Consider the following 25,528-nt stretch of genomic DNA (forward strand, 5'->3'; position numbering starts at 1 on the left):
CCGGGTCGCCGACCGCCGTCGGGGACGCCTCCATGCCACGCAAGGGAGATGGCGATCACGGGTCGAATGATCATGCCTCTGAGCTGGGGTGATTCCGAAAAACTGTCGGTGCTGGGTGGGAGTCTGGTCGTGTCGGTGACCCCTTGGCCCCGGGTGGTGGTGGCGATGTCCGCGATCGCGATGTCCGCGTCTGTGTCTGCGTCTGGGTCTGCGCCCGCGTCGGCTGGGACCGAGGCCGTCTCCGCCTCGGCTGTGTTGTCGGTGGACGTGGAGGCCGTGCCGCTGGAGGTGCTGGAGGGGGAGATCGTCGCGTGGGCGGGGCGGCTCGCCGCGGCGACGTGCGGCTGGTTGGTGATGGTGGCTGCGTTCGACCGGCGGGGTGGCTGGTCGGGGCAGGGGTTCGTGTCGTGTGCGCACTGGCTGGCGTGGCGCTGTGGGCTTGCGGTGCGTACCGCCCGGGAGCACCTGGCCGTCGGGCGTGCGTTGGAGGCGTTGCCGGCGGTGCGGGCGGCGTTCGTGGCCGGGCGGGTGTCCTACTCGAAGGTGCGGGCGGTGGCCCGGGTCGCCGAGCCGGACAGTGAGGGGGTCTGGCTGAACCACGCGCTGTGTTGCACGGCGGCCCAGCTGGAACGGCTGGCGGCCACCTGCGAGCGGCTGACGGGCGACCACGCGGGGCAGCGGGCGGGGCGGCGGGTGTCGTGGCGGACCGGCCGGGACGGGATGCTGCGGCTGTCGGCGGTGCTTCGGGCGGACGAGGGTGCCCAGCTGGTGGCCGCGATCGACGCGGCTCGGGCGAGCCTGGAGGACACCACCCCGCCGCCATCGCCGGACGACCCCGATCGGGTGCCGGCGGATGGGGAGGTGATCGTGGCGCCGCGCGACCGTCGGCTGGACGCGGATGCGCTGGTGACGCTCGCGACCGGGTTCCTGGACCGACCCGCGCCCGGCCTGCTGCTACCGTCGCACACGGTCACCGTCCATGTGGACGTCGACACTCTCCTGCGCGCCGGCGCTGAAGGCAGCGGCTGTGTCCCTCGCGGCGACGAGATCTCAGGCAGCGATCAGCCCGGTGGGGCGGCTGGTCTCCGTGATGGTGCTGGTGAGCCCGGCCCGCCTGTTGGCCCATCCGGTGCCCGTCGACTGTTGCGAGCCGATGCCGAGCCTGGGATCGGCCTGCCCACGTCGGTGCTCCGCCGGCTCGGCTGCGACGGTCTCCTGCGCGCGTTGCTGTCCGACACCGCCGGCAACCCACTGCACCTAGGGCGGCGTCGCCGGCTACCCGGTCGCCGGCTGCGCGACGCCGTCTACGCCCGCGACCTCGGCACCTGCCAGTATCCGGGCTGCGAGCGCACCCGCTGGCTCCAGGTCCACCACCTGGCGGAATGGTCCGACGGCGGCGGCGCGACGGACATCGACAACCTGACGATCCTGTGCACCGGTCACCACCATGCCGTCCACGAGGAGGGGACCATCCTCGACCGGGGTGTCGACGGCACGGTCGTCGCCACCCTGGCGGACGGACGTGTCTTGCGGCCCGCTCCCGTCGTCGACCCCGGCCCCCTGCCCACCGGGATCCTCGCGGCCATGGCCCGCCACCTCGACGACGACGCGATCCTTACCCGCGACGGTGGCCGGCTCAACCTCGCCGACTCGATCTGCGCGCTCACCCAGCACCAGTGGAACGCGGCCGCTCGGGCGACGCGCGGCGGTCCTGGCGCCCCGCATGACCAGACAACGACGGACCACCATTCCCGCCCGCCGACGGCGCCCGAACACGGCGGTGCCTGCCGGCATCACCCGCCCGGCGGGAACGGCGCGCGGCGGCCGGTCCGTCACTCCCAACGCCGCCGGCATCCGGCCACCCCCGTCGCCAGCGGGTAGCGCGGCCGGCCAGCGCCTGGCCACTCACGCCGGCCACGGCGCTGGCGGCGGCAGGCGGCATCCCGGCCCGGGACATGGATGCTGCCCTCCGGTAGGGACCTGAGTCCGCGACGAGACCGGGCGATCCGGCGGGTCTTCGCGCGCAACCTTTCTCGCCTGGAAGGCGTATCAGTGGCAGGGAGACGCGGACTGCGTCCCCCAGGACGCGGAGGCAGGGCGGTCGGTGCGTGGTGACGTCGGCGGGGAGCCGCGGGCACGGGGGCGCGGCGTGAAGGAGGGCGTCCGTGCCCGGCCGGCCGGAACCCCGCTGGCCAAAGCCCCGCCGCGCGGGAACCAACCGGCCGAGAACCGGACGGCCAGGAATCCGGCCGACGGCGACCCGGTCGACGGCGACCCGGTCGACGGCCACCCGGTCGACGGCGACCCGGCCGATGAGGACTTCGCGGGGTTCGTGCGGCGGTGCGGGACGCGGCTGACGCGCTTCGCCTACCTGCTCGTCGGGGACGTGGGGCAGGCCGAGGACCTGGTGCAGACGGCGCTCGTCAAGACCTGGCTGCGGGGCACGCATGTGACGGCGGGCGGGCGCGAGGCCTATGTGCGCCGGGTGATGGTGACGACGTCCGTGTCGTGGTGGCGCGGCGCGCGCTGGCGGCGCGAGCGGTTACCCGGCCCCGGCCCCGCCGCCGCCGGCGGCGGCGGCGACCGGCCGGACCTGACCGAGCGGGCAGACCCTGTCGACGCGATCTTGCTCGTCGACGAACGTGACGTGCTGGTCGCCGCCCTGCGCCAGCTGCCGCCGCGCCAGCGGGCCGCCGTGCTGCTGCGGCACTACCTGGCGCTGACCGAGGCCGAGACCGCCGCCGTGCTGCGCTGCTCGGTGGGCACCGTGAAAAGCCAGACCAGCCGGGGCCTGGCGACCCTGCGCACGATGCTGGAGGCCGGCCGATGATGACCGACGAGCAGCTTGCCGACCTGCTGCGCCGCACGGCCGACCGGGTGCCGGTCAACGCGCGGCTGACCGACCTCGTCCAGGCTCGTGTCCGGCGGGCCCGCCGGCGTCGCCGCGCCGGCGCCATCGCGTCCGCCGCGGCCGGCGTGGTCGTGGTACTCGTCGCTGTCGTGGCGCTGGTCGCCGGGCCGGTCAGGCATGACAGCGGGCCGCGCCCGGAGCCGCCCGCGACCGGTGTCGACGCCTGGCGGTGGCGCGACCTGCCGTCGCCGCGACCGTTGATGTTCGGCGACACCGAGCGGACCCTCGTCGTGGGCCACTCCCTCGTCGTCCTCGGCCGCGAGCCGACGCACTGGACCGCGGTGGTGTCCGATCCGGTCGGCGCGCCGTTCGGCGCTCGCGACCCCGCCCCGGACACCTGGATGACGCAGGCGACCGTCGCCGTCTCCGACACGACGGTCTATCTGTGGGGCGGCTCGATCGTGGGGAGCGGCAACGGCGGCGCCTACCAGACCGGCAGCGATCTGGCCTTCGACGTCACGACCAGGACCTGGTCGAAACTGCCGCCAGCACCCATCGAGTCCCGTACCGGCGCCGTCGCCGTCTGGACCGGCAAGGAGCTGGTGGTCTGGGGCGGATCGCGTGAGCTCGCTCCCAGGCCCGATGGCCAGCGGACCCAGGTGTTCACGGACGGCGCCGCCTACGACCCGTCGACGCGGGCCTGGACCGTCCTTCCGCCAGTGTCCGTCCCCGCTAGCCTGGTCCCCGTCAAGGCCGTCGCTGCCAGCGGCAAGGTGGTCATCTGGGCCCAGGCGGAAGGCCGGGGTTCGGACCCGGCCGAGGGCCGGACGCTCGTCTACGACCCGGCCACCCGCCAGTGGACGGTGGCCCCAGGCCCGCCGCTTACGACGCCGGCCGGCGGCACGGGTCTGGTGACCACCACCGACGGCCCCGTCGCCGTCGCCGCGACTCTCAGCTCGGCGTGGCACAACCGGCCGCCTGCCGCCGCGCGCTTCGACGTCGCCGCCGAAACCTGGACGCCGCTGCGCGGCCCCAGCCTTCCGCCCGACACGCTGTGCGGCACCACGGTCGTGCCGCTGCGCGACCTGGCCGCCGCGACGACCGTCGCGGCCGTGATCCCGAACTGCGGGGGCGCGTTCCCCCAGGTCCTCGACCCCACCCGCCGGCACTGGGTGCCCCTCGCCGCGTGGGGCGCCGACAAGGCCCTCGCGGGCGTCCCCTCCTCCGGCGACGCCTTCCTCACCTCGGACAAGCTCCCCGCCACCCAGCGCCCAAGCCGCCCGGGCGCGCAGATCCTTGCCCCATGAGCCGAGCCGAGGCTTTGCCGTACTCGGGACGAGGTATCCGGGGACGGGACGGGGACGGCGGCAATCCGCCCCATACCTGACCGGCATGGTTCGCCGCGAGCTGGTGTCCGGCATGTCCGGCTGTGGCAGGCTGGTCGCGCATGGACTGGAGTCGCGCACGGATGAGAGGCGACCGGTGTCCGTGCCCGGGGACGTGGGTTGGATGGAGCCCCGTCCGTAGGACGGGTACGAGGACGGGCCTGTGAGGGCGGATGGCTGACGACTCCGCGGTCGACGACGACCGGGCGTCGCGGCTTGCCGGGGATGCGGCGCTGTATGCCCGGCTGATCGAGGTCGGCTTCGCCGGGCCCGACTACGAGGTGGTCGCCGATGCCCTGGCCCGCTACGGCCACCAGGTCCTGCACGCGTGGCTGGTCAGCGGGCAGATCACGCAGGAGTGCGCTCGCCGGGGCCTGGGTGGGGTCCGCCGCCTCGCCGCCGGCGAGATCACCCTGACCCGTGACGACATCGACGACCTGGTGCAGGAAACCCTCATCACGGCCCTGGCCCGGTTCCAGGACGCCGGCCGGGAAGGCCGCGGCTGGTCGCCGAAGGGAGGCGCGAAGCTGTCGACCTACTTCATCGGTGGCTGCGTGCTGGCATTCGGCGGCACCGTCTATCCGCGGTGGGAACGCCAGCGCCTCTCCGGAGCGCTGGTGGGTGAGGGTGTGCATGCCCTCGATCTTCGTGATCCCGCGCTTCGTGATCCCGCTGACCTGTTCACGATGCGCGAGGATCTCGCGGCGGCCCTGCCTCCGCCCGGCCGGCTGCGGACCGCGGTCCTGCTGTCCGCCACCGGCCACACCTACGAGGAGATCGCCCGGTTCCTCGGCGAGGACGTCACCCCGCGCGCGGTCGAAGGCATGCTCTACCGCTTCCGCCAGGGACTAAAGGGAGGAACGCGGTCATGAGCGCCTCCGGCCCGGTCGACATCCACCAGCTTCTGGCGAGCTCCTCGCTCGGCGATCCCGTCAGCCGGAGCATCCTGGACCGCGCCCCCCGCTCTCTCGCCGAGACGCTCCACGACGTCGGCTCCTCGACGTCCGAACTGACGAGCCGCAGCCTGGCCGACCTCCTCGACCTCGGTAACCTCGGCGGATCTGATCCGGTGGCGGGCCCTGAGTCGGCCGACCTCCGTGAGGTGGACCTCGGCGGGGCCGACCTTCGGGAGGCGACGCTGCGCGGCGCCGATCTTCGCGGGGCGACGCTGCGCGGCGCGGACCTGCGCGGGGCGACGCTGCGGCGCGCCGACCTCGGCAGGACCGACCTTCGGGATGCGAACCTCGGCGGGGCCGACCTTCGGGAGGCGACGCTGCGCGGCGCCGACCTGCGCCGGGCGGCCTTCGGCCTTGCCGACCTGCGGGGGGCCGACCTGCGTGACGTGAACGTCGGCGGTGCCGACCTCAGCGGTGCCGATCTTCGGGACGTGGTTCTCGGTGGGGCGGACCTGCGCGGAGTGACGCTCGGTCTGGCCGACCTGAGCGGGGCCGATCTTCGCGGGGTGAACCTTCGGGGTGTCGACCTGCGTGGGGCGACGCTGAGCGGGACCCTGCTGCACGAGGCGCACTGGTCGTCGGACACAGCCTGGCCACGGGCATGGGTGGAGCGGATGCGCGACACGTCCGCGGAGGTCGGTGAGGGCCTGTTCGTGGTCGGCGGCCAGGCCTGAGCGATCCAGGTCCCGGTGGCGGCCGGTGCCAAGACCGCGGGCTTCCCGGGAGATCGGGAAACGGATCGGCTCCGAGGGCACCGAGGACAACCGGCGACGCGGGTGGTCCGCCCGGCGGAGGCGGGAGCGACTCGTGGGTCAGCCGTATTTGTCGAGCGCGTGGCGGAGCTCGGCGGCCGTGGAGAAGCCGATGGCCGGCTGGTCACGGAGGGCCTGGTCGATGACCTGGGCCAGTCCCGCGGGAATGGTGGGGTCGTGCTTGCGGATGGGCACCGGGTTGTTCTGGAGGACGACCTGCCAGGGGTCTCTGCGCCCGGTGAAATCGCGGGGATGGGCGCCGGTGAGAGTCCAGTAGAGGCAGGCGGCCAGCGCCCAGACGTCGACGTCGGGCTGGGCGTGCTTGAAGTTGATGACCTGCTGGCGGGGCATGAACCAGGGCTTTCCGGCGGCGGTGCCGGTACGGGTGAGCCCGGACAGCCCGGCCTGGTCGAAGGCCTTGGCGAGGCCGAAGTCGCCGACCTTCGCGACAGGGGAGGTCCCGTCGGTGAGCAGGATGTTCTGCGGGCTGAGGTCGCGGTGGACGACGCCCTGGTCGTGCGCGTGCTCAAGCCCTTCCAGGGCCTGCAAGGCGAGCGGGAGTGCCTCGTCGAGGGGCAGCCTGCCGCCGCGGCGGGCGACGAGCTTGTCGAGGCTGCCGCCGGCGCAGTACTCCAGGGTGAAGTAGAAGCCGCCGTGGGCCGTGCCGATGTCGTGCAGGCTGACGATGTGGCGGTGTCGCAGCTCCTTGCTGATGGCGATCTCGCGCAGGAAGCGGGCCCGCACGTCGGGCTGGGCGGCGACCCGGGGCAGCATCACCTTCAGAGCGACCTCATGACCGGTGGTGTCGTCGCGGGCGAGGTAGACGGCGCCCATCCCACCGCGGCCGAGCTCGCGCAGCAGGGTGTAGCCGCCGATCGCGGCGAGTTCCCGGTCGCCGGAGCGGGCGCGCCGCAGCAGGTGACGTAGGACCTTGCCGGGGTCAGCCAGGCAGACGGCGCACAGGTCGCTGCCCGGTCCGGCGCGGCGGGCGCCGGCGAGCGGCTCGCCGCAGGCGGCGCAGCGTGGGGACACGGGCGCGGGCGACGCGGGGCAGTTTCGCCGGGCGGCCCGGGCGCGGCAGGCCGCGCATTGGATGGTCCCGGCCTCCGCCCCGGCCTCCGCCTGGGCGCCGTCCGGGATCTCCCGGCCGCAGCCGACGCAGTGGAGCGGAGTATGCACGGACACCCGGAAGGTCGTCGACCCGATCTTCAGCTCGTCGCCGTCGGTCAGGTCGTGTTCCGGGAAGGTCTGGGCCGCGGCCTCTTCCGGGGTCTGGTGGGCCTCGCGCTGGCCGATCTTGACGTCGTTGACGTACGTGCCGTTGAGACTGCCGAAGTCGCGCACGCGGATGTCGGGCGGGTTGATGTCGAGCAGGCAGTGGTGCCGGGAGACGGTGCGATGGTCGGCGTCGTCGGGAAGCCGGGGGGTGCAGCCGTCCGCGCGGCCGAGGATACAGGTGTTTCGTTCGGTGAAGGTGAATTCCTCGCCTTGCAGCCGTCCGTGGGTCACCTTCAATGTGACGGTGGCCGGCATCGTCGTCTCCGTATCCTCGCCACCCGCATCCGCGGGATAGGTGAGTGGGCTTCTGCTACGCCCCGGGTAGCGGGGGCAGGGCTTCCCAGTTCCGGGCCATACGTTCCAGCTCCGCCTTTACACCGGCCGGGCGTATCCACCCGTAGCCGGAGTATTGCAACTGGCGGAGCAGGCTGTCGACGTCCGTTTCGGTCCACGAGGGCCTACCCCGGCGGGAAAGACCCAGCCGGATCTGCTGTTCCGAGACTTCGCCCCGCGGCGGCAGGCTGCCCGCAACGGGAGTGTGCAACGTCAGGAAGGTTTCGAGATGGGGCCTGACGCCCTCGTCCCAGTCGGCCGGGTCCCGGGCCTCGAGCTCCCAGTCGATCTCCCACACCCGCACCGTCCGGTCGTCGCTGCCGGACAGGGCGAGGCGCCCGTCGGCGCTCACACACACCGAGGTCACCTCGCTGGTGTGTCCGGTGAGGGTGTGCAGGCAGTGGCCGGTGGCCAGGTCCCACACCCGCACCGTCCGGTCCTGGCTGCCCGACAGGGCGAAACGGCCGTCGGCGCTCACGCACACCGAGTACACAATCCCAGTGTGTCCTTTGAGGGTGTGCAGGCAGTGGCCGGTGGCCAGGTCCCACACCCGCACCGTCCGGTCCTGGCTGCCCGACAGGGCGAAACGGCCGTCGGCGCTCACACACACCGAGTACACCCCAAAAGTGTGTCCTTTGAGGGTGTGCAGGCAGCGGCCGGTGGCCAGGTCCCACACCCGTACCGTGCAGTCCTTGCCGCCGGATACGGCGACACGCCCGTCGGGGCTCGCACACACCGAGGTCACGGCCTTCAGGGCCCCGTTCAGGATGGCGGTGTGTCCTTTGAGGGTGTGCAGGCAGCGGCCGGTGGCCAGCTCCCACACTCGCACCGTGTTGTCGTGGCTGCCGGACAGGGCGAGACGCCCGTCGGCGCTCACGCAGACCGAGTTCACCTCCCCGGCGTGTCCCTGGAGGATGCGTAGGCAGCTGCCGGTGGCCAGGTCCCACACCCACACCGTGCTGTCATTGTCGCTGGACAGGGCGAGACGCCCGTCCGAGCTCACGCAGACCGACTTGATACCAAAAGTGTGTCCGTTGTCGAGGGTGTGCAGACAGCGGCCGGTGGCCAGCTCCCATACCCGCACCGTGTTGCCGAGGCTGCTGGACAGGGCGAGACGCCCGTCCGCGGCCACACACACCGAAGTCACGTTGCCGTGTCCGTCGATGATTCTCGACTGCCAGATGCCGCGGACACCGGTTCTTACCGAGAACAGTGAAAGCCGTCGCCAGGTTTCCAGGGCTCGCGGGTCCCGCTCGTACCCCGGTATCGTCCGCGCCTTTCTGAGCAGGGTGAGCGCGGCCGGGAAGCGGCCCTCCGTGGTAGGAAGCTCGGCCGCGCTCAGCAGCGTCTCCAACTGTGTTTCATGCCGCACCAGCTCGGCATGTGGACGCAGGCGGCACAGCTGGAGCGAGGCGACATCGGCCCCCACGTTCGGCAGCTCCCACACCCGCACCGTCCGGCTGTAGCTACTGGACAGGGCGATGTGCCCGTCCGCGCTCACACAGACCGACTGCACGTTCCCGGTGTGTTCTTGGAGGGTGCGTAGGCAGTGGCCGGTGGCCAGGTCCCACACCCGCACCGTCCGGTCGTCGCTGCCGGACAGGGCGAGACGCCCGTCGGCGGTCACACACACCGAGTTCACACCGCCGGTGTGTCCTTTGAGGGTGTGCAGGCAGTGGCCGGTGGCCAGGTCCCACACCCGCACCGTCCGGTCGTCGCTGCCGGACAGGGCGAGACGCCCGTCGGCGGTCACACACACCGAGTACACCAAAGAAGTGTGTCCTTCGAGGATGTGCAGGCGGCGGCCGGTGGAGAGCTTCCGCACCCGCACCGTCCGGTCGTCGCCGCCGGACAGGGCGAGACGCCCGTCGGCACTCACACACACCGAGTTGACGTCCCCGGTGTGTCCTTTGAAGGTGCGTAGACGGCGGCTGAAGGTGCGTAGGCGGCGGCCGGTAGCCAGCTTCCACACCCGCACCGTCCGGTCGTCGCTGCCGGACAGGGCGCGCCGTCCATCGGCGCTTACGCAGACCGAGTTCACGGTAGACGTGTGTCCTCGGAAGGTGCGTAGGCGGCGGCCGGTGGCCAGGTCCCACACCCGCACCGTCCGGTCGTCGCCGCCGGACAGGGCGCGACGCCCGTCGGCGGTCACACACACCGAGTTCACGTCCTCGGTGTGTCCTTCGAGGACGTGCAGGCAGCGGCCGGTGGCCAGGTCCCACACTCGCACCGTGTCGTCGTGGCTGCCGGACAGGGCGAGACGTCCGTCGGCACTCACACAGACCGAACTCACGGCAGACGTGTGTCCTTCGAGGGTACGTCGACGGCGGCCGGTGGCACCATCGGCGCGGGCACGTCGCAGCGCCGCGCGGACTTCGGTGTCCTCAGGGGCGCGCCGCGCCGCCTCCTCGAGGAGAGGAAGGGCCGAGTCGACGTCGCCGCGCTCGAGGTGCACCTGGGCAAGCAGCCGCTGCATCAGCGCGCGCCGCGCCGCCTCCGCGGGGACCTTGAGGACAGGAGGGGGCACGTCGACGTCGCCGCGCTCGAGGTGCACCTGGGCAAGCAGCCGCTGCATCAGCGCGCGCCGCGCCGCCTCCGCGGGGACCTTGAGGACAGGAGGGGGCACGTCGACGTCGCCGCGCTTGAGGTGCGGCTGGGCAAGCGGACGCGGCACCGGCCCGGGGTCTGGTGCACTCGCCAGGACCGCCTCGAGTCTGGCCACCAGCTCGCTGTCGGTCATCCTGCCTGCCCGCCAGCGCAGCAACCCGGCGTTGTAGGTCGCCTCCAGGTGCTGCGGGTCGGCCGTCAGCGCCTCATCGAACAACATCTCCGCCTGCTTGACCCGGTCAAGGTCCAGCATCGACAGCGCCCGGTTGGTCAGCTCATCCGCCCGAAGCTCCGCCTCCCGCGGCGCCGTCCGAGGCAGGACATGGCCTAGTTCCCGCTGGTAGATGTCCGTGATCTCGGCGGCGATCTCGGCCATGCCGCCCGGCCTGGCGGCCGGGTCGTCGGCCAGGCAGCGCGCCAGCAGGTCAGCCAGCCGCGGCGGCATCGACGGACGGCTGGGGTCGGCGGGGCCTCGGGTCCGGTAGTCATCCAGGGCGGCGCCGGCGGCGGGACCGGCTAGCCAGGTGACCTCGCCGGTGAACATCTCCAGCACGGTGACCGCGAAGCTGAACACGTCGCTGCGCCGTCCCACCGGCTCGCCGGCCGCCTGCTCTGGTGAGGCATAGGCCGGCGACAGGCCCCCACTCGTGACCAGCACGGTCGCCGCCACGCCGGCCGGGCTCGGGCGCGGCCCGCCGGCGAGGCCCTTCGACCGGGCGAGGCCGAAGTCCGTCACCTTGGCCGTGCCCTCGGAGTCGAGGAGGATGTTCGCCGGCTTCAGGTCCTGGTGGACGACTCCCCGCCCGTGCGCGTGCTCCACTCCCCAGGCGGCCTGGACAGCGACGTCGAGGACGCGGCCCAGCGACTCCGCGGCCCCGCCATGGTAGAGCCGGCCGTCGTCGATCCAGTCGCGCAGGCTGCCGCCGTCGACGTACTCGGCGAACACGCGGGGGATCCCGCCGAGCGTGCGGACGTAGTGGCAGGCGCACAGGTGCGGGTGGACCCCGAGGTTCACCCAGGTTTCCGCCTCCCGGACGAAACGCTCCCTGTCCGCCTCGCCGGCGAACAACTCCGGCCGTGGGCTCTTGACCGCCAGGTCGACGTTCCAGCCGAGGTGGTGGACCCGGTAGACCAGGCCCATCCCGCCCGACTCGAAGACCTGCCGCACCTCGTACAGGTCCAGGATCCGGTGCCCGACCGCCCAGACGGCGGGAACATCCCGGGCATCCGCGGAGGATGACGCCGCCCGCCGCGCTGGCGCCGCGGGCGCGGTCTCCAGAACGGTGGCGTTCCGGGCCGGCGCCGCGGGCTCTGCTTTCGGCGCCCGCGAGAATTCCGGGCCTTCTCCGCCCTCGCCTCCCTTGTCAGTCTTCCTGCGACGCGGCCACCTCACCGTTCCCACGGCGCCCCTTCGTCATCGCGCATGGTACCGACAGGCCATCCAAGAAAGTGGCGCGAGTTCACCCGGAAAAGAGAGAACCGTGAGCCCCCTTGTCCACGATATTGGTACCGTACACCGGTCAGGAAGGACATGTGACGACCTTTCGGAAACGTCGGCGCACCGTTGCGGCGGTTGTTGGTGTCTAGGTCCTACGGTCATGGCGGGCCGTTCCCATGCCCGGGGAATGTGAGTAATCCCGTGGCCGCCGGGCGTGGGACCGACGGCGTGACGCCCGTAGAACCGGCACGAGAGCGACCCATGGGACGATGCGGGGGAGCGTCCTCGACCCGTAGAAGGCGGTCTCGCCGCCTGACGCCGAACCCCGGCGTACGGACGCTCCGGGCGCCGAGCTGGCGCCGCTCCGGCGCCACGGAGAGGGTTCGACCGGGTTCGGGTGACCCGAGTGCGGTGTGACGTAGGCACTCCCGCCGCGCAGAACTGGCGTCGGCGGTTAACGGACGCTAACCTGGCGGACATGTTAGCGGCCACTAACCTCGGGTCTCACCCGCTCGGTCCGGCGGCGGGGGCGGTGCTGACCAGCAGGGTCGAAGCGGGGTCGGCGGAGGGCCGGGCGAACGCGGCGCGGCACGCGGAGCTCGTCGCCGAGCTGCGCGCGAAGCTCGCCGGGGCCCGCGGCGGCCCCGAGTCCGCCGTGCGCCGGCACGTCGACCGGGGCAAGCTGCTGCCGCGCGACCGGGTCGACGGGCTGCTCGACCGCGGCAGCCCCTTCCTGGAGCTCTCGCCGCTCGCCGCCGACGGGATGTACGACGGCGACGCGCCGGGCGCGGGCATCATCACCGGGATCGGCCGGGTCTCCGGCCGGGAGTGCGTGATCGTCGCCAACGACGCCACCGTCAAGGGCGGCACGTACTACCCGATGACGGTGAAGAAACACCTCCGGGCCCAGGAGGTGGCCCTGCACAACCGGCTGCCCTGCGTCTACCTGGTCGACTCGGGCGGCGCGTTCCTGCCGCTGCAGGACGAGGTCTTCCCCGACCGGGAGCATTTCGGCCGGATCTTCTTCAACCAGGCGACGATGTCCCGCCGCGACATCCCGCAGATCGCCGCGGTGCTCGGCTCGTGCACCGCCGGCGGCGCCTACGTGCCGGCGATGAGCGACGAGGCGGTGATCGTGCGCGACCAGGGCACGATCTTCCTCGGCGGCCCGCCGCTGGTGAAGGCCGCGACCGGCGAGGTCGTCTCCGCCGAGGAGCTCGGCGGCGGCGTGCTGCACGCGCGCACGTCCGGCGTCACCGACCACCTGGCCGAGGACGACGCCGACGCGCTGCGCATCGTCCGCCAGATCGTCGGCGCGCTCGGCCCGCGCGCGCCCCGCCCCTGGGACGTCGTCCCGACCGAGCCGCCGGCCGTCGACCCGTCGACGCTGTATGCCGCCGTCCCGACCGACGCGAAGATCCCCTACGACGTCCGCGAGGTGATCGCACGGGTCGTCGACGGCAGCCGGTTCGCGGAGTTCAAGCGGGAGTACGGCTCGACGCTGGTGTGCGGCACGGCGAGGATCCACGGGCACCCCGTCGGGATCATCGCGAACAACGGCGTGCTGTTTTCCGAGTCGGCGCTGAAGGGCGCGCATTTCATCGAGCTGTGCGACGCCCGGTCGATCCCGCTGCTGTTCCTGCAGAACATCACCGGGTTCATGGTGGGCCGCGAGTACGAGGCCGGCGGCATCGCCAAGCACGGCGCGAAGATGGTGACGGCTGTGGCCTGTGCGCGGGTGCCGAAGTTCACCGTCGTCATCGGCGGCTCGTTCGGCGCCGGCAACTACTCGATGTGCGGCCGGGCGTACTCGCCACGCTTCCTGTGGATGTGGCCGAACGCGCGGATCTCGGTGATGGGCGGCGACCAGGCCGCGGCGGTGCTCGCCACGATCCGCCGTGACCAGTCCGAGGCCAGGGGGCAGGACTGGAGCGTCGAGGCCGAGGAGACGTTCCGCCAGCCGATCCGGGACCAGTACGAGGCGCAGGGCAGCCCCTACCACTCGACGGCGCGGCTCTGGGACGACGGCGTGATCGACCCGGCCGACACCCGCACCGTCCTGGCCTTGGCCCTGTCCGTCGCCGCGAACGCCCCGATCGACGACCGCGGCTACGGCGTCTTCCGCATGTGAGCCCGCCGCGGCGGAGACAGCAGAGGTGAATGGGCAGGTGACTGGAGCGATGTTCGACACGGTGCTGGTGGCGAACCGCGGGGAGATCGCGGTCCGGGTGATCCGGACGTTGCGGCAGCTCGGGATCCGGTCGGTCGCCGTCTACTCGGACGCGGACGCCGGCGCCCGCCACGTCCGCGAGGCCGACGTCGCGGTCCGGATCGGCCCGGCGCCCGCGCGCGAGTCGTACCTGAACCCCTCCGCGGTGCTGGCCGCCGCCTGGGCGACCGGCGCCCGCGCGATCCACCCGGGCTACGGCTTCCTCTCCGAGAACGCCGCGTTCGCCGCCGCCTGCGCCGACACGGGCGTCGTCTTCGTCGGGCCGCCGGTGCGGGCGGTCGAGGTGATGGGTGACAAGATCGCCGCGAAGCGCGCGATGATCGACGCGGGCGTGCCGGTGGTGCCCGGGCGGGCCGAGCCGGGGATGGACGCCGCGGCGCTCGCCGAAGCCGCCGAGGAGATCGGGTTCCCGGTGCTGATCAAGCCATCGGCCGGCGGCGGCGGCAAGGGCATGCGCGTGGCCCGCTCGGCGGCCGAGCTGGGCGACGCGATCGCGTCGGCCCGCCGGGAGGCGGCGAACGCGTTCGGCGACGACACCCTCTTCCTCGAGCGCTACGTCGAGGGCCCCCGCCACATCGAGGTGCAGGTCCTTGCCGACGCGCATGGCACCGTCATCCACCTGGGTGAACGCGAGTGCAGCCTCCAGCGGCGCCACCAGAAGATCATCGAAGAGGCGCCGTCGGCGCTGCTCACCGCGCACCCCGGCGGCGCGGCGACCCGGGAGCGGATCGGCGCCGCCGCCGTCACCGCCGCCGCGGCCGTCGGCTACGTCGGGGCCGGCACGGTCGAGTTCATCGTCGCGGGCGACGAGCCGGAGACCTTCTACTTCCTGGAGATGAACACCCGCCTACAGGTCGAGCACCCGGTCACCGAGCTGGTCACCGGCGTCGACCTGGTCGCCGAGCAGCTGCGTGTCGCGGCCGGTGAGCCGCTGCGGCTGCGCCAGCGAGACGTCGTCCTGTCCGGCCACGCCGTCGAGGCCCGCGTCTACGCCGAGGACCCGGCCCGTGGCTTCCTGCCGACAGGTGGGGAGATCGTCGCCCTCGCGGAGCCGGTGGGAGAGGGGGTGCGGGTCGACTCGGGGGTCGCGGCCGGCACGACGGTCGGCTCCGACTACGACCCGATGCTGGCGAAGGTGATCGCCTGGGCGCCGGACCGCGTGGGCGCGCTGCGCCGGCTCGACGCGGCGCTCGCCGGCACCGTGCTGCTCGGCGTGACCACCAACCTCGGCTTCCTGCGCACCCTGCTCGGCCACCCCGACGTCCGCGCGGGCGCGCTGGACACCGGCCTCGTCGAGCGCCACCTCGCCGAGCTGACGGCCGCAGCCCGCCCCGCGGAGGCGAACGCCACGGCCGGCGCCACCGAAGCCGTCGGCGGGCCGCCGGGGGACGCGCTCGCCGTGTACGCGCTCGCGCAGCTGTCGCGGCTCGGGCCGGCCGGGCCGGTCGTCGACCCGTGGGACATCCCGTCCGGCTGGCGGGTCGGCGACGACGCCTGGCTGTCCTGGACGGTCGACGTAGGCGGTGGCGTGCGCCGTCGGGTGGACGTGCGCGGCCTGCCGGCCGCCGCGTCGGTGCGCATCGACCAGCGGGCGCCGATAGCGGCGTCCGTCGCGCGGGTCGGCGAGCCCGCCGCGGCCGGCGCGGCTGGTGCGGTTGGTGCGGCCGGGACGGGTGGCGCGGCCGCCGTGATGGGCACGGTCTCCGGCGGCGGCCTGGCCGCGGCGGAGCGGCTGCTCGTCACCCTCGACGGCGTGACGAGCAGCTGGTACGTCGCGGCCGGTCCCGCCGCCCCCGGGGCGACCTCCGGCGTGCTGTGGGTCGGCGCCGGCGGGGCCGCGTGGCCGCTCGCGGAGTGGGTGCGCGAGCCGGGGGCGGCCGCGGCGGCGGCCGGCGACGGGCAGGCCCGCAGCCCCATGCCCGGCACGGTCATCGCGGTCGACGTCGCCGCCGGCGACACCGTCGCCGAGGGCCAGCGGCTCGCCGTCGTCGAGGCGATGAAGATGGAGCACGCGATCACCGCGCCGGTCGCGGGCCTGGTCAAGGACGTCCTGGTCGGCGTCGGCGCGCGGGTCGATCTCGACGCCCTGCTCGCCGTCGTCGAGCCGGCCGCCGCGGAGCCGAGCGCCGCCGAGGCGGGCGCATGAGGGCCATCCTGGAACACGGGAAGCACCCGTCGGCGGCCTCGCTCAGGAGCACCTTCACCGCCGGGGCCGGCCCGCCACACCAGCCGACCAGCGCTGATCAGTAAGGAGCGCGACGATGCCTGACACCCGGCTCACCGACGAGCAGGAGGCACTGCGCAAGACGATCGAGGAGTTCGCCCGCGAGGTCGTCGCCCCGGTCGCCGCGCACCACGACGAGACGAAGACGTTCCCCTACGAGGTCGTCGCCCAGATGGGCGAGCTGGGGCTGTTCGGGCTGCCGTTCCCTGAGGAGTACGGCGGCCAGGGCGCCGAGTACTTCACGCTGTGCCTGGCGATCGAGGAGCTGGCCAGGGTCGACTCGTCCGTCGCGATCACCCTGGAGGCGGGCGTCGGGCTCGGCGCGATGCCGATCTACCGGTTCGGGACCGAGGAGCAGCGCCAGGAGTGGCTGCCGGAGCTGACGAGCGGGCGCGCGCTCGGTGCGTTCGGCCTGACCGAGCCCGGCGCCGGCAGCGACGCGGGCGGCACCCGCACCACCGCCCGCCTCGAGGGCGACGAATGGCTGATCAACGGCTCGAAGGCGTTCATCACCAACTCGGGCACCGACATCACCCGCGTCGTCACCGTCACCGCCATCACCGGCCGCTCCGAGGCCGGCAAGCCAGAGATCTCCACGATCATCGTTCCGGTCCCGACGCCCGGCTTCACCGCCGAGCCCGCGTACTCCAAGGTCGGCTGGCACGCCTCCGACACCCACCCGCTGTCCTTCACCGACGTGCGGGTGCCCGCCGCGAACCTTCTGGGCGAGCGCGGCCGTGGCTACGCGAACTTCCTGCGGATCCTCGACGAGGGCCGGATCGCGATCTCGGCGCTGTCCGTCGGCCTCGCCCAGGCCTGCGTCGACGAGTCGGTGAAGTACGCGAAGGAGCGCCAGGCGTTCGGCGCCCCGATCGGCACCTACCAGGCGATCCAGTTCAAGATCGCCGAGATGGAGGCGCGGACGCACGTCGCCCGCACCGCCTACTACGACGCCGCGGCCAGGATGCTCGCCGGCCGGCCGTTCAAGAAGGAGGCGGCGATCGCCAAGCTGTTCTCCTCGGAGACGGCGGTGACGAACGCCCGCGAGGCGACGCAGATCTTCGGCGGCTACGGCTTCATGAACGAGTACCCCGTCGCCCGCCACTGGCGCGACGCGAAGATCCTGGAGATCGGCGAGGGCACCTCCGAGGTGCAGAAGATGCTCATCGCCCGCCATCTGGGCCTCTAGCCGGCGCACCGGCCGGAGCGGGTGAGCGAGGGCTTGACGAGCCGCCTGACCGCCTCGGTCGACGGTAAGTCACGACATGTGCACCCTGTTTAGATTTGTCCCTACGTGTCGCCGTCGGTACTGTCGTACTAGACAGTGTTTGGGTCGTCACATGAAGATCGTCGGGGGTCGCTGGTGTGTATAGTATGCGCATGGCGAGGGTGAACATCACGGTGCCTGATGATCTTCTCGTGCGCGCGAAGGCGGCTGGTGTCAACGTCTCGCGGGTGACCGCGGCCGCGCTGGTCGAGGAGCTCGACCGGCAGGCGAAACTCGCCGAGCTGGACGCATACCTTCTCGAACTGGAGAACGACCTCGGACCGATCCCCGCCGACGAGGCGGCTGCCGCCCGTGACTGGGCTGACCGCCTCCAGAGGCACTCCCGATGACGCTCGTCCTCGACTCGGGCGGCCTGTCGGATCTGGTGCACCACCGCGCGCGGCTGGCCGAGCTACGCGCCCGCGGGCTTTGGCCCGCGCAGGTCCCGGTCGTGGTCCTGACCGAGGCTCTCACCGGCAACCACCAACGTGACTTCCACACGAACAGGCTGCTGCGGGCCTGCCAGGTCCGCGAGGTCGACGAGCTGTTGGCGCGCGAAGGGGCCAGGGTTCGGACCGCCACCGGGCGTGCCGGATCCATCAGCGCGACCGACGCCATCGTCGCGGCCTTCGCGGCAACCCAGCATGATCCGGTCATCCTCACGAGCGACCCCACCGACCTGGCCGCTCTCACGGCACACACCGCCCAACCGGTCGCGGTTCAGGCGGTCTAACCCACCTGCCGCGGTTGGGTTCCCTTCGGATTCATCGCGGAGGCGCGACCATCGCGGCCGCGAGCCCCGTCAGCCATCCGTTGAGAGGCGACTGACCGTGGCGGCGATGCTCTTCTCGAACGCGTCGTCCGGCGGAGTCGTGCCCGCAAGGGCGGCCCGCAGGTCAGCGCCGGTCCGCCTGCGCGTCGGGCCAATTTCCGCGATCGGTCGATGGCCACCGGTGATCGTGATGGTCTCGCCAGCCGCGACCGCGTCGAGCAGGCCGGAGAACCTCCGCGAGGCATCGGTCGCCGTCATGGTCCTCATGGTCATCAAGTCTTGTCTGAAAATCAGATTCTGGCGACGCGGGCCGCGTCGCTGCTCGGCGCGGTAGCCGCCTCCCGGACCGCCGGCGCCCGCGCGGCATAAATCCCTGACGTCATGGCGGCCGGGGGCGCTACGGTTGACCTCGCTCCCGGCTCACGGACGGGCTGGCAGCGGATGGTCCGACCGTGGGCAGAGGAGCGATCCGCATGGGCTTCGTCGGGGCGGCGCGCCGACCGAGGTAGCCGAGCCGTCCGTCGAGGGTGGCTCGGCCTCGATCGCCGCTGACCGCCGCGCGCCGTCAGCCGACCGCCCCCAGACGACGCGGCCTCGCGGGCCGCCTCGACGTGACGGAGCCTTCCGATGAACGCGTCTTCCCGCGTGCATTTTCTTTCCCGTGTCCTCGTCCGGACGCTTCGCGACGACCCGGCGGAGGCCGAGACGGCCAACCACCGGCTGCTGGTGCGCGGCGGGTACATCCGCAAGGCCACCTCCGGCGTGTACAGCTACCTGCCGCTCGGGCTGCGCGTCCTGCGCCGGATCGAGGACGTCGTGCGCGAGGAGATGACGGCGGCCGGGTGCCAGGAGCTGCTGATGCCGGCGCTGATGCCCCGCGAGCTGTGGGAACGCACCGGCCGGTGGGACCGCTACGGCGACCTGATGTTCCGCGTGACGGACCGCAAAGGGACCGAGCTCTGCCTGGGCCCGACGCACGAGGAGCTGGTCACCAGCCTGGTCGCGGGCGAGGTCGGAAGCTACCGCGACCTGCCGCTGCGGGTCTTCCAGATCCAGACCAAGTACCGCGACGAGCTGCGGCCGCGTGCCGGTCTCCTGCGCTCCCGGGACTTCGTCATGAAGGACGCCTACAGCTTCCACGACGGCCAGGACTCGCTGCGTGAGACCTACCGGGTGATGTACGACGCCTACGAGCGGGTCTTCGCGCGCTGTGGGCTGCGGTTCCGCGCCGTCGAGGCGCAGGCCGGCGAGATCGGCGGCGACGTGAACCACGAGTTCATGGCGCCCACCGAGGTCGGCGAGGATCTCGTCGTGTACGCGCCCGCGGGCACCTATGCCGCGAACCTGGAGGCCGCCACCTGCGCCCGCCCGGCGCCGGTCGAGTCGGGGACCCGTCCGCTGCTCCGCGCTCACACACCGGGGGCGCGCAGCGTCGACGAGGTGGCCGGGTTCCTCGGGATCCCGGCGAGCCAGATCCTGAAATGCCTGCTCTACAAGATTCCGGACGGCGCGGGAACGGAGGTCGTGGCCGCGCTGTGCCCGGGCGACCGGGAGGTCAACGAGCACAAGCTCGCGCGGGTGCTCGGCGCGGTGCCCGTCCTCCTGGACGCCGCCGACTTCGCCGCGCACCCCGCTCTGGTGCGCGGGCATGTCGGCCCGGTCGGGCTCGCTCCCCACGTCGCCAGGATCGTCGCGGACCATCACGTGACGACCGGCCGTGACTGGTGCGCCGGCGCGAACGAGCCCGACCACCACCTGACCGGCTGCAACCACGGACGCGACTTCGAGCCGGACGAGTGGGCCGACATCGTCGACGTCCGCGCCGGCGACCCGTCCCCGGACGGCAGCGGACCGCTCGCGGTCGAACGCGCCGTCGAGATCGGGCACATCTTCCAGCTCGGCACCAGATACACGGTGCCGCTGGAGGCGACGTTCCTCGATGCCGCGGGCAACGACCTGCCGATGGTGATGGGCTGCTACGGGATCGGGATCAGTCGCCTCCTGTCTGTGGTGGTCGAGCAGCACCACGACGAGCACGGCATCGTCTGGCCGGCGTCGCTCGCCCCGTACGACGTCGCGGTGATCCCGCTGGGCCGCAAGGTCGACCCGACCGTCGTCCAGGCCGTTACCGACGCGCTCGCGGAAGCCGGTCTCGACGTTCTCGTCGACGACCGCCCGGGCGGCTCTGCCGGCGTCCGGTTCGCCGACGCCGACCTCATCGGCTGCCCTTACCAGGTCATCGTCGGCCGGCGCGCGGCCGAGGGCATCGTCGAGCTCCGCTCCCGCGACCGCTCCGTCGTCACCGAGACCCTCGTCGACGACCTGGTCACGGCTCTCGCCCGCCTCCGCCACGCCCACTGAGCGCCCGGCCGCGTCGCTGCTCCGCGCGGTGCCCGTCCTCTTGGACGCCGCCGACATGTCCACGCACCCCGCCTTGGTGCGCGGGCATGTCGGGTGGGGCCGGCGAGGCGCGCTACGCGTCGATCTTCTGGGGTGTGTCGGCTGTCGCGGCCGGCGACTCCTGCCGGGGGACGGTCACGGTCGCCTGCTTGCGCTTGCCGCCGAGCAGGGCCGGCACGACAGCCGGCGCGGCGGAGCTGCCGGCGGCGCGGATCGACTCGCGCAGCGACGCCATGGTCGCGGAGAGCGCGGTCGGCTCGTAGCCGCAGTGCGCCATGCAGTTGTCGCAGCGCGGGTCACGGCCCCGGCCGTACGACTCCCAGTCCGTGGTCTCCAGCAGCTCCTGGTAGGACTTGGCGTAGCCGTCGCCCATGAGGTAACAGGGCTTCTGCCAGCCGAACAGCGAGTAGGACGGAATTCCCCAGGCCGTGCACGGGAAGTCGACCTTGCCCTCGAGGAAGTCGAGGTACAAGGGCGAGTGGTTGATCCGCCACCGGTTGCGGCGGCCCCCGGCGAACGCGTCGCGGAACAGCTTCCGGGTCTCCTCGACGCCCATGAACTTGTCCTGACCGGGCGCCTTCTCGTACGCGTAGGCCGGCGACAGCATCATCCCGTCGACCTTCAGGTCGTTGTTGAGGTAGTCGAGCACCTCGATCACGGTCTGCGGGGTGTCGGTGTTGAAGAACGTCGTGTTGGTGGTGACCCGGAAACCGCGCCGCTGCGCGTCCCTGATGGCGTCCACGGCCTGTGCGAAGACGCCCTGCTTCGCCACCGACTCGTCGTGGCGCTCCTCGAGACCGTCGATGTGCACCGCGAGCGACAGGTACGGCGACGGCCGAAGCTTGTCGATCTTCCTGGGCAGAAGCAGCGCGTTGGTGCACAGGTAGATGAACTTCTTCCGCTTCACCAGGCCGGCGACGATCTCCTCGACCTGCGGGTGCATGAGCGGCTCGCCGCCCGCGAGGCACACCACCGGCGCGCCGCACTCGTCCACGGCGGCCAGCGCCTGCTCTACCGGCATGCGCTGCTTCAGAATGTCCGCCGGGTGCTGGATCTTTCCGCAGCCCACGCAGGCGAGGTTGCAGGCGAACAGCGGTTCCAGCTCCAGCGTGATCGGAAACTTCGTCCGCCCCGCGAGTCGCTGCTTCAGAATGTACGCGCCGATTTTGATCGCCTGACGCCGGGGAATACTCATCTGCGCCCTTCCCGCCGTTGTTCAACAGCCGTCCACTGGGTGGCCGCGCCTCCCTTTGCTCGGTCACCCTAAGCGAGCGGTTTCTTCGGCGCCGGGTGCAAGGATGTCGTGGGAAGGATGTCGCGAACACCGAGTACGCCCGTCGGCCGCCGATACGTCCGTGGCGCCGATCCTGGCTGCTCGTGGTTCGGCGGACATCGTGTCCGGCTGTTGGCTTCTTGTGGCTGCGGGTGGTGAAACGGCGTGGCTTTGGGCCGCGCGAAAGGGATCTGCTCGCAGCCTGGAATGATCTCGTCCTGTCGGAGGAAACAACCGTCACGAGTGATGAGTCGTAGGTCAGTGCGGTGCGAGGGAGCGGCCGACGAAGGCCAGCAACCGCCGGTGGGCGGGGGCGTCGGCTGGGACGGGGACCGCGGAGCCGAACATGCCCGGCCGGCGGAAGATGTCGAAGTCCATGCCCTGCATGATCGTGAGCAGTTCGGCGCATGCGCGTTCGTCGACGAGATGCCCCTGGCCGGTGGCGATCGCCAGGTCGGCTCCGTGGACCAGGACCTCGGTGAGGTGGATGAGCGCGGCCATCGTCCCGGGGACGGCACCGAACCCGAGGCACACCGTCGTGTCCAGCACGTTGGGGCGGTGCCAGGCCGCGCGGTCGAGGTCGGCCGCGGTGGCGAAGGCGGCTGGCGGGTTGGCACCGAGCCAGTCGGCGTCGTGGTCGGCGCCGGCGTCGGTCGCGGTGAGCTCGGCCGTGAAGATCCGCATACCGCCCGCCAGGTGGTTGAGCTCGGCGCGCACATCCCAGTCCGGGCAGGGCGTGGGGGCGGCGAACTGGTCGTCGGTGATGCCTTTGACGATGGCGGCGGTCATGTCGAGGGCACGGTTGATCTGGTCGATCACGCTGGTCATGTCGTGGTCCTCAGGAGTCGAGGTGATTCAGGCGGCTTTGGCCAGGACGTCGTGAGGCCAGCCGTGAACGCGGGTGAAAGCCAGGCGCTGGGCGCCTGGGCTGGCAGGGTCTCGGTGCTCTGGTCGGCGGTGAGAACAGGGCTCCCCGATCGACGCTAAGGCAGTTAGTGGCTGCTTTAAGGGCACGATAATAGACAGACTCGGTCAAACGCAAGTCTGGGCTGCGTTAAGGTGGCGGCATGTCGGAACCACGGCCGACTCGCCGGCCCGGCGGACGCAGCGCCCGCGTCCGCGCTACGGTGCACCGGGCGGTCACCGGCCTGATCGTCGAACGCGGCTACGGACACTTCACGGTGGGCGATGTCGCCACCCGCGCCACCGTGGCCGACAGCAGCATCTACCGCCGCTGGGGCACCCTCGAGACCCTGCTCACGGATGTGGCGATCACGTGGCTGACCACGACCTCCCCCATCCCCGACACCGGCGGCCTGGAACAGGACCTGCGTACCTACGCCGCCAACGTCGCCCGCGACCTCACCGGCCCCGACGGGCTGGCGGTGCTACGCCTGGTCATCGCCCTGTCGTCGGCGGGAGAGGCCGGCATACAGGCGCGGGATGCGTTCCTGGCGGAACGCGGACGCCAACTCCAGGACATGCTGGATCGCGCCCTCGACCGAGGCGAACACCCACCAGAGGGCCTGGACATCCTCGACCACATCCTGGCCCCGATGTACGTTCGCGTGCTGTTCGGCGCCGGGCCGCTCACCCCCGCCTACACCGACACGCTGGTCGACCGCCTGCTGGCTCTTCGCGGCTACTCGGCGGACCCACTCAGGAGGAGCGGTAGAGCTCAGGACTGAGCTGCGCAGGTAGCCGAGCAGACCGGTGGCGTCGTGGACCGGCCACGCGTCAGCGTGGCCGCGTGCGGTCCGGGAGGCGGGCCGGGTTGGCCTTGCCGGGGTTGGCGAGTGTGGTCGTGGCGCAGGTGCCGAGCAGGCCGGCGGCGTCGTGGATGGTCGCCTGGCCGAAGGAGACGCCGTCGACGGCGTGCTGGTCCTCGGCGAGGACGCCGAAGAACTCTCCGACCGGCTCGCGGACCAGCGTCAGCGTGAAGTCGGTGTTGATGTACTGGATGCCGGCGGTGCCGCGATGGGTCGTCGGGCTGGTCATGTCGGCGACCAGCACCGCCCGCACCAGCGGGGTCAGCTCCGTGCCCTCGACGACCTCGCGCAGCTCGCGCACCCACACCCCACCTCGCTGGACGCTCGCGGTCGGGCCGAGCGCGCCGGTGAGCGTCACGCCGGGCGCCATCGGCCGGACGTCGGCGCGCGAGCCCGCCTGCAGCCGCGGGTCGGGGGAGCCCAGTTCGGGCGCCGGCCACTCGTCCCGGTCGGCGTGCCAGATCTCGCCCGGCGGGTTGCTCGACGGGCGCAGGAACACCGCCGTCGCGCGGGTGACGGGCACGCCGTCGTGGCTGACGTGCACGTCGGCGACCCGGATCCGCCCGCCGGCCCGGACCAGCGACGTGGTCACCGCGAGCGGCGCGGAGGGGATCACGCGGAACATGTCGACGGTGAGCCGGGCGAGCCGGTAGCCGGGCTCGGCCTGCTCCTGCTCCAGGACATGCCCGATCAGGCCGCCGAGGATGCGGCCGCTGACGGTCCTCGCCCCCCAGACGCCGCTGGCGAACCGGCCGGGCAGGTAGCGGCCGTCGTCGAGACGGCGGAAGTAGGCCCACGGGGGGCCGTCGTCGTCGCCGATGTCCGCGGGCGCCGGCTGGCCGTTGGGGAGCGCCGACTGGCCGTTGGGGGGCGCGGGCTGGTCGGCGGGGGGCGCCGGCTGGCCCGCGGCCGGCCCGGTCGTCGTCACTGGCCGCGCCAGACGGGCGGGCGTTTCTCGGCGAAGGCGCGCGAGCCCTCGATCGCGTCCCGCGACCGCACGACCGGGTCGAAGATCGGCGTCTGCCTCGCGGGCCAGTCCTCCTCGGTCCAGTCCGCGGACTCGGCGACGATCCGCTTGGTGGCCCGGACCGCCAGCGGCGCGTTCGCGGCGATCTCGGCGGCGAGCGCTCTGGCCGCGGTCAACGCCCCGCCAGGCTCGGTGAGCCGGTTGACCAGGCCATAGCGATACGCCTCCGGCGCCGCGAGGAAGCCGCCGGTGAGCGAGAGCTCCATGGCCAGGTGATAGGGGATCCGCCGCGGCAGCCGGTAGAGCCCGCCGCCGCCGGCGACCAGCCCGCGCTTCGGCTCCGGCAGCCCGAACCGCGCGTCGTCCGCCGCGGTGATGAGGTCGCAGGCGAGCACGATCTCGAACCCGCCCGCCACCGCGTACCCCTCGACGGCGGCGATCACCGGCTTGCGCGGCGGCCTGTGGGTGATCCCGGCGAGGCCGCGCTCCACCATCGGGCTCTCGCCGCGGACGAACGCCCTGAGGTCCATGCCGGAGCAAAAGGTGCCACCGGCGCCGGTGAGGATCGCCACAGTGAGGTCGTCGCGGGCCTCGAACGCGCGCAGCGCCGTGTCCACGCCCACGCTCAGTGCCCTGGTGATCGCGTTCTTTGCCGCGGGCCGGTTGAGAGTGATCGTCATGACCCCGTCGGCCGCCTCGACCAGCACCTCGTCGGACACGTTTACCTCCTCACGAGGTGCGGGGGAGAGAACCAGGGGAGCAGCAGGACGAACCGCGAAGGACCTCGTTCCGTCGTACACGCCGGCCGCCGCGCCCCGCAAGCGGTTGCCCAGTGTCACTAGTTCTTGCTTCACGTAACCGGTCCGTGCCCGTCCTACCGTCGGTGATTGCGGAGGACTGGATTCCGGTTCTCTGGAATCCGGAGTTTACGCAAGAGTACGGTGAAGATATTCCTGACTGATGATCTACCGGCCGGGGGCTGCCGATGCCGTGGCGCCCGCCGGGGGCGGGCCCGTGTCGGACCCG

19 protein-coding genes are annotated in these 25,528 nt (G+C 72.3%); 12 read left to right on the plus strand and 7 right to left on the minus strand.

Annotated elements, in window-relative coordinates:
• The first annotated feature begins 165 nt into the window (after nt 1–165).
• From BCD48_RS39455 to BCD48_RS39475, 5 genes are all read left to right on the plus strand, one after another.
• Nucleotides 166–1,881, plus strand: a complete 1,716-nt coding sequence (locus BCD48_RS39455; RefSeq protein WP_083419917.1) for an HNH endonuclease signature motif containing protein — start codon at nt 166–168, stop codon at nt 1,879–1,881.
• 223 nt (nt 1,882–2,104) lie between these two features.
• Nucleotides 2,105–2,830 carry a SigE family RNA polymerase sigma factor gene (locus BCD48_RS39460; protein WP_241842342.1) on the plus strand — a complete coding sequence of 242 codons (726 nt, stop codon included), beginning with the start codon at nt 2,105–2,107 and terminating at the stop codon, nt 2,828–2,830.
• Nucleotides 2,827–4,158 (plus strand): Kelch repeat-containing protein, encoded by a 1,332-nt coding sequence (locus tag BCD48_RS39465; RefSeq protein WP_116271816.1) that lies wholly within the window; start codon nt 2,827–2,829, stop codon nt 4,156–4,158. The genes BCD48_RS39460 and BCD48_RS39465 overlap by 4 nt, the downstream gene beginning before the upstream one ends.
• A 251-nt stretch (nt 4,159–4,409) precedes the next feature.
• Nucleotides 4,410–5,108, plus strand: coding sequence for an RNA polymerase sigma factor (locus tag BCD48_RS39470; protein WP_071053506.1), 699 nt, complete (start codon nt 4,410–4,412; stop codon nt 5,106–5,108).
• Nucleotides 5,105–5,866: a pentapeptide repeat-containing protein gene (locus tag BCD48_RS39475; RefSeq protein ID WP_071053507.1), complete on the plus strand. Its 762-nt coding sequence runs from the start codon at nt 5,105–5,107 to the stop codon at nt 5,864–5,866. The genes BCD48_RS39470 and BCD48_RS39475 overlap by 4 nt, the downstream gene beginning before the upstream one ends.
• A gap of 138 nt (nt 5,867–6,004) precedes the next feature.
• Here BCD48_RS39475 and BCD48_RS39480 read toward each other — a convergent pair whose 3' ends face one another.
• Together BCD48_RS39480 and BCD48_RS39485 are read right to left on the minus strand one after the other, a co-directional pair.
• On the minus strand, nt 6,005–7,477 hold the full coding sequence (locus BCD48_RS39480) for a protein kinase domain-containing protein (protein WP_071053508.1): 1,473 nt from the start codon (nt 7,475–7,477) through the stop codon (nt 6,005–6,007).
• Between the two features lie 55 nt (nt 7,478–7,532).
• Nucleotides 7,533–11,564 (minus strand): serine/threonine-protein kinase, encoded by a 4,032-nt coding sequence (locus BCD48_RS39485; RefSeq protein ID WP_071053509.1) that lies wholly within the window; start codon nt 11,562–11,564, stop codon nt 7,533–7,535.
• A gap of 514 nt (nt 11,565–12,078) precedes the next feature.
• Between BCD48_RS39485 and BCD48_RS39490 the strand changes: the two genes are divergently transcribed.
• The 5 genes from BCD48_RS39490 to BCD48_RS39510 all read left to right on the plus strand — a co-directional run bounded on the left by BCD48_RS39490 (nt 12,079) and on the right by BCD48_RS39510 (nt 18,054).
• The gene (locus tag BCD48_RS39490) at nt 12,079–13,731 is read left to right on the plus strand and encodes a carboxyl transferase domain-containing protein (protein ID WP_071053510.1); all 1,653 of its coding nucleotides are present in this window, start codon (nt 12,079–12,081) and stop codon (nt 13,729–13,731) included.
• Nucleotides 13,732–13,780: 49 nt separating this feature from the next.
• Nucleotides 13,781–15,976 (plus strand): acetyl/propionyl/methylcrotonyl-CoA carboxylase subunit alpha, encoded by a 2,196-nt coding sequence (locus tag BCD48_RS39495; protein ID WP_071053511.1) that lies wholly within the window; start codon nt 13,781–13,783, stop codon nt 15,974–15,976.
• Between the two features lie 115 nt (nt 15,977–16,091).
• Nucleotides 16,092–17,243 carry an acyl-CoA dehydrogenase family protein gene (locus tag BCD48_RS39500; RefSeq protein WP_071053512.1) on the plus strand — a complete coding sequence of 384 codons (1,152 nt, stop codon included), beginning with the start codon at nt 16,092–16,094 and terminating at the stop codon, nt 17,241–17,243.
• Nucleotides 17,244–17,434: 191 nt separating this feature from the next.
• A complete protein-coding gene (locus BCD48_RS39505) occupies nt 17,435–17,671 on the plus strand; it encodes a type II toxin-antitoxin system CcdA family antitoxin (protein ID WP_274536629.1) in 237 nt (78 codons plus the stop codon).
• Nucleotides 17,668–18,054, plus strand: coding sequence for a type II toxin-antitoxin system VapC family toxin (locus BCD48_RS39510; protein WP_071053514.1), 387 nt, complete (start codon nt 17,668–17,670; stop codon nt 18,052–18,054). Before BCD48_RS39505 ends, BCD48_RS39510 begins: the two co-directional genes overlap by 4 nt.
• Before the next feature lie 69 nt (nt 18,055–18,123).
• Here the strand turns inward: BCD48_RS39510 and BCD48_RS39515 are convergent, their stop codons facing one another.
• Nucleotides 18,124–18,366 carry a type II toxin-antitoxin system Phd/YefM family antitoxin gene (locus BCD48_RS39515; protein ID WP_241842344.1) on the minus strand — a complete coding sequence of 81 codons (243 nt, stop codon included), beginning with the start codon at nt 18,364–18,366 and terminating at the stop codon, nt 18,124–18,126.
• 354 nt (nt 18,367–18,720) lie between these two features.
• Here BCD48_RS39515 and BCD48_RS39520 point away from each other — a divergent pair, with 354 nt between their 5' ends.
• Nucleotides 18,721–20,454, plus strand: a complete 1,734-nt coding sequence (locus tag BCD48_RS39520) for a proline--tRNA ligase (RefSeq protein WP_071053515.1) — start codon at nt 18,721–18,723, stop codon at nt 20,452–20,454.
• 112 nt (nt 20,455–20,566) lie between these two features.
• On the opposite strand, the gene hpnH is transcribed toward BCD48_RS39520, so the two are convergent.
• Together hpnH and BCD48_RS39530 are read right to left on the minus strand one after the other, a co-directional pair.
• On the minus strand, nt 20,567–21,688 hold the full coding sequence (hpnH, locus tag BCD48_RS39525) for an adenosyl-hopene transferase HpnH (protein ID WP_083419910.1): 1,122 nt from the start codon (nt 21,686–21,688) through the stop codon (nt 20,567–20,569).
• Nucleotides 21,689–22,024: 336 nt separating this feature from the next.
• On the minus strand, nt 22,025–22,594 hold the full coding sequence (locus tag BCD48_RS39530) for a TIGR03086 family metal-binding protein (protein ID WP_071053516.1): 570 nt from the start codon (nt 22,592–22,594) through the stop codon (nt 22,025–22,027).
• Between the two features lie 239 nt (nt 22,595–22,833).
• On the opposite strand from BCD48_RS39530, the gene BCD48_RS39535 reads away from it, so the two are divergent.
• Entirely contained in the window at nt 22,834–23,454 is a 621-nt protein-coding gene (locus BCD48_RS39535) for a TetR/AcrR family transcriptional regulator (RefSeq protein WP_071053517.1), read from the plus strand.
• 49 nt (nt 23,455–23,503) lie between these two features.
• On the opposite strand, the gene BCD48_RS39540 is transcribed toward BCD48_RS39535, so the two are convergent.
• Together BCD48_RS39540 and BCD48_RS39545 are read right to left on the minus strand one after the other, a co-directional pair.
• Complete coding sequence (locus BCD48_RS39540) at nt 23,504–24,463, minus strand: thioesterase family protein (protein ID WP_083419911.1); 960 nt, start codon at nt 24,461–24,463, stop codon at nt 23,504–23,506.
• Nucleotides 24,460–25,221, minus strand: a complete 762-nt coding sequence (locus BCD48_RS39545; RefSeq protein WP_071053518.1) for a crotonase/enoyl-CoA hydratase family protein — start codon at nt 25,219–25,221, stop codon at nt 24,460–24,462. Before BCD48_RS39545 ends, BCD48_RS39540 begins: the two co-directional genes overlap by 4 nt.
• Nucleotides 25,222–25,528 lie beyond the last annotated feature (307 nt).

The organism is Pseudofrankia coriaricola (genome assembly GCF_001854805.1).
In the GTDB taxonomy this organism is placed as follows: Bacteria; Actinomycetota; Actinomycetes; order Frankiales; family Frankiaceae; genus Pseudofrankia.

Excerpts from the sequence above, each read along its gene's own strand:
- BCD48_RS39495 (WP_071053511.1), top strand. The coding sequence starts at position 13,781 with ATGTTCGACACGGTGCTGGTGGCGAACCGCGGGGAGATCGCGGTCCGG.
- BCD48_RS39505 (WP_274536629.1), top strand. The coding sequence starts at position 17,435 with ATGGCGAGGGTGAACATCACGGTGCCTGATGATCTTCTCGTGCGCGCG.
- BCD48_RS39510 (WP_071053514.1), top strand. The coding sequence starts at position 17,668 with ATGACGCTCGTCCTCGACTCGGGCGGCCTGTCGGATCTGGTGCACCAC.
- BCD48_RS39490 (WP_071053510.1), top strand. The coding sequence starts at position 12,079 with ATGTTAGCGGCCACTAACCTCGGGTCTCACCCGCTCGGTCCGGCGGCG.
- BCD48_RS39500 (WP_071053512.1), top strand. The coding sequence starts at position 16,092 with ATGCCTGACACCCGGCTCACCGACGAGCAGGAGGCACTGCGCAAGACG.
- BCD48_RS39475 (WP_071053507.1), top strand. The coding sequence starts at position 5,105 with ATGAGCGCCTCCGGCCCGGTCGACATCCACCAGCTTCTGGCGAGCTCC.
- BCD48_RS39470 (WP_071053506.1), top strand. The coding sequence starts at position 4,410 with ATGGCTGACGACTCCGCGGTCGACGACGACCGGGCGTCGCGGCTTGCC.
- BCD48_RS39455 (WP_083419917.1), top strand. The coding sequence starts at position 166 with ATGTCCGCGATCGCGATGTCCGCGTCTGTGTCTGCGTCTGGGTCTGCG.
- BCD48_RS39515 (WP_241842344.1), bottom strand. The coding sequence starts at position 18,366 with ATGACCATGAGGACCATGACGGCGACCGATGCCTCGCGGAGGTTCTCC.
- BCD48_RS39520 (WP_071053515.1), top strand. The coding sequence starts at position 18,721 with ATGAACGCGTCTTCCCGCGTGCATTTTCTTTCCCGTGTCCTCGTCCGG.
- BCD48_RS39480 (WP_071053508.1), bottom strand. The coding sequence starts at position 7,477 with ATGCCGGCCACCGTCACATTGAAGGTGACCCACGGACGGCTGCAAGGC.
- BCD48_RS39530 (WP_071053516.1), bottom strand. The coding sequence starts at position 22,594 with ATGACCAGCGTGATCGACCAGATCAACCGTGCCCTCGACATGACCGCC.
- BCD48_RS39465 (WP_116271816.1), top strand. The coding sequence starts at position 2,827 with ATGATGACCGACGAGCAGCTTGCCGACCTGCTGCGCCGCACGGCCGAC.
- BCD48_RS39535 (WP_071053517.1), top strand. The coding sequence starts at position 22,834 with ATGTCGGAACCACGGCCGACTCGCCGGCCCGGCGGACGCAGCGCCCGC.
- hpnH (WP_083419910.1), bottom strand. The coding sequence starts at position 21,688 with ATGAGTATTCCCCGGCGTCAGGCGATCAAAATCGGCGCGTACATTCTG.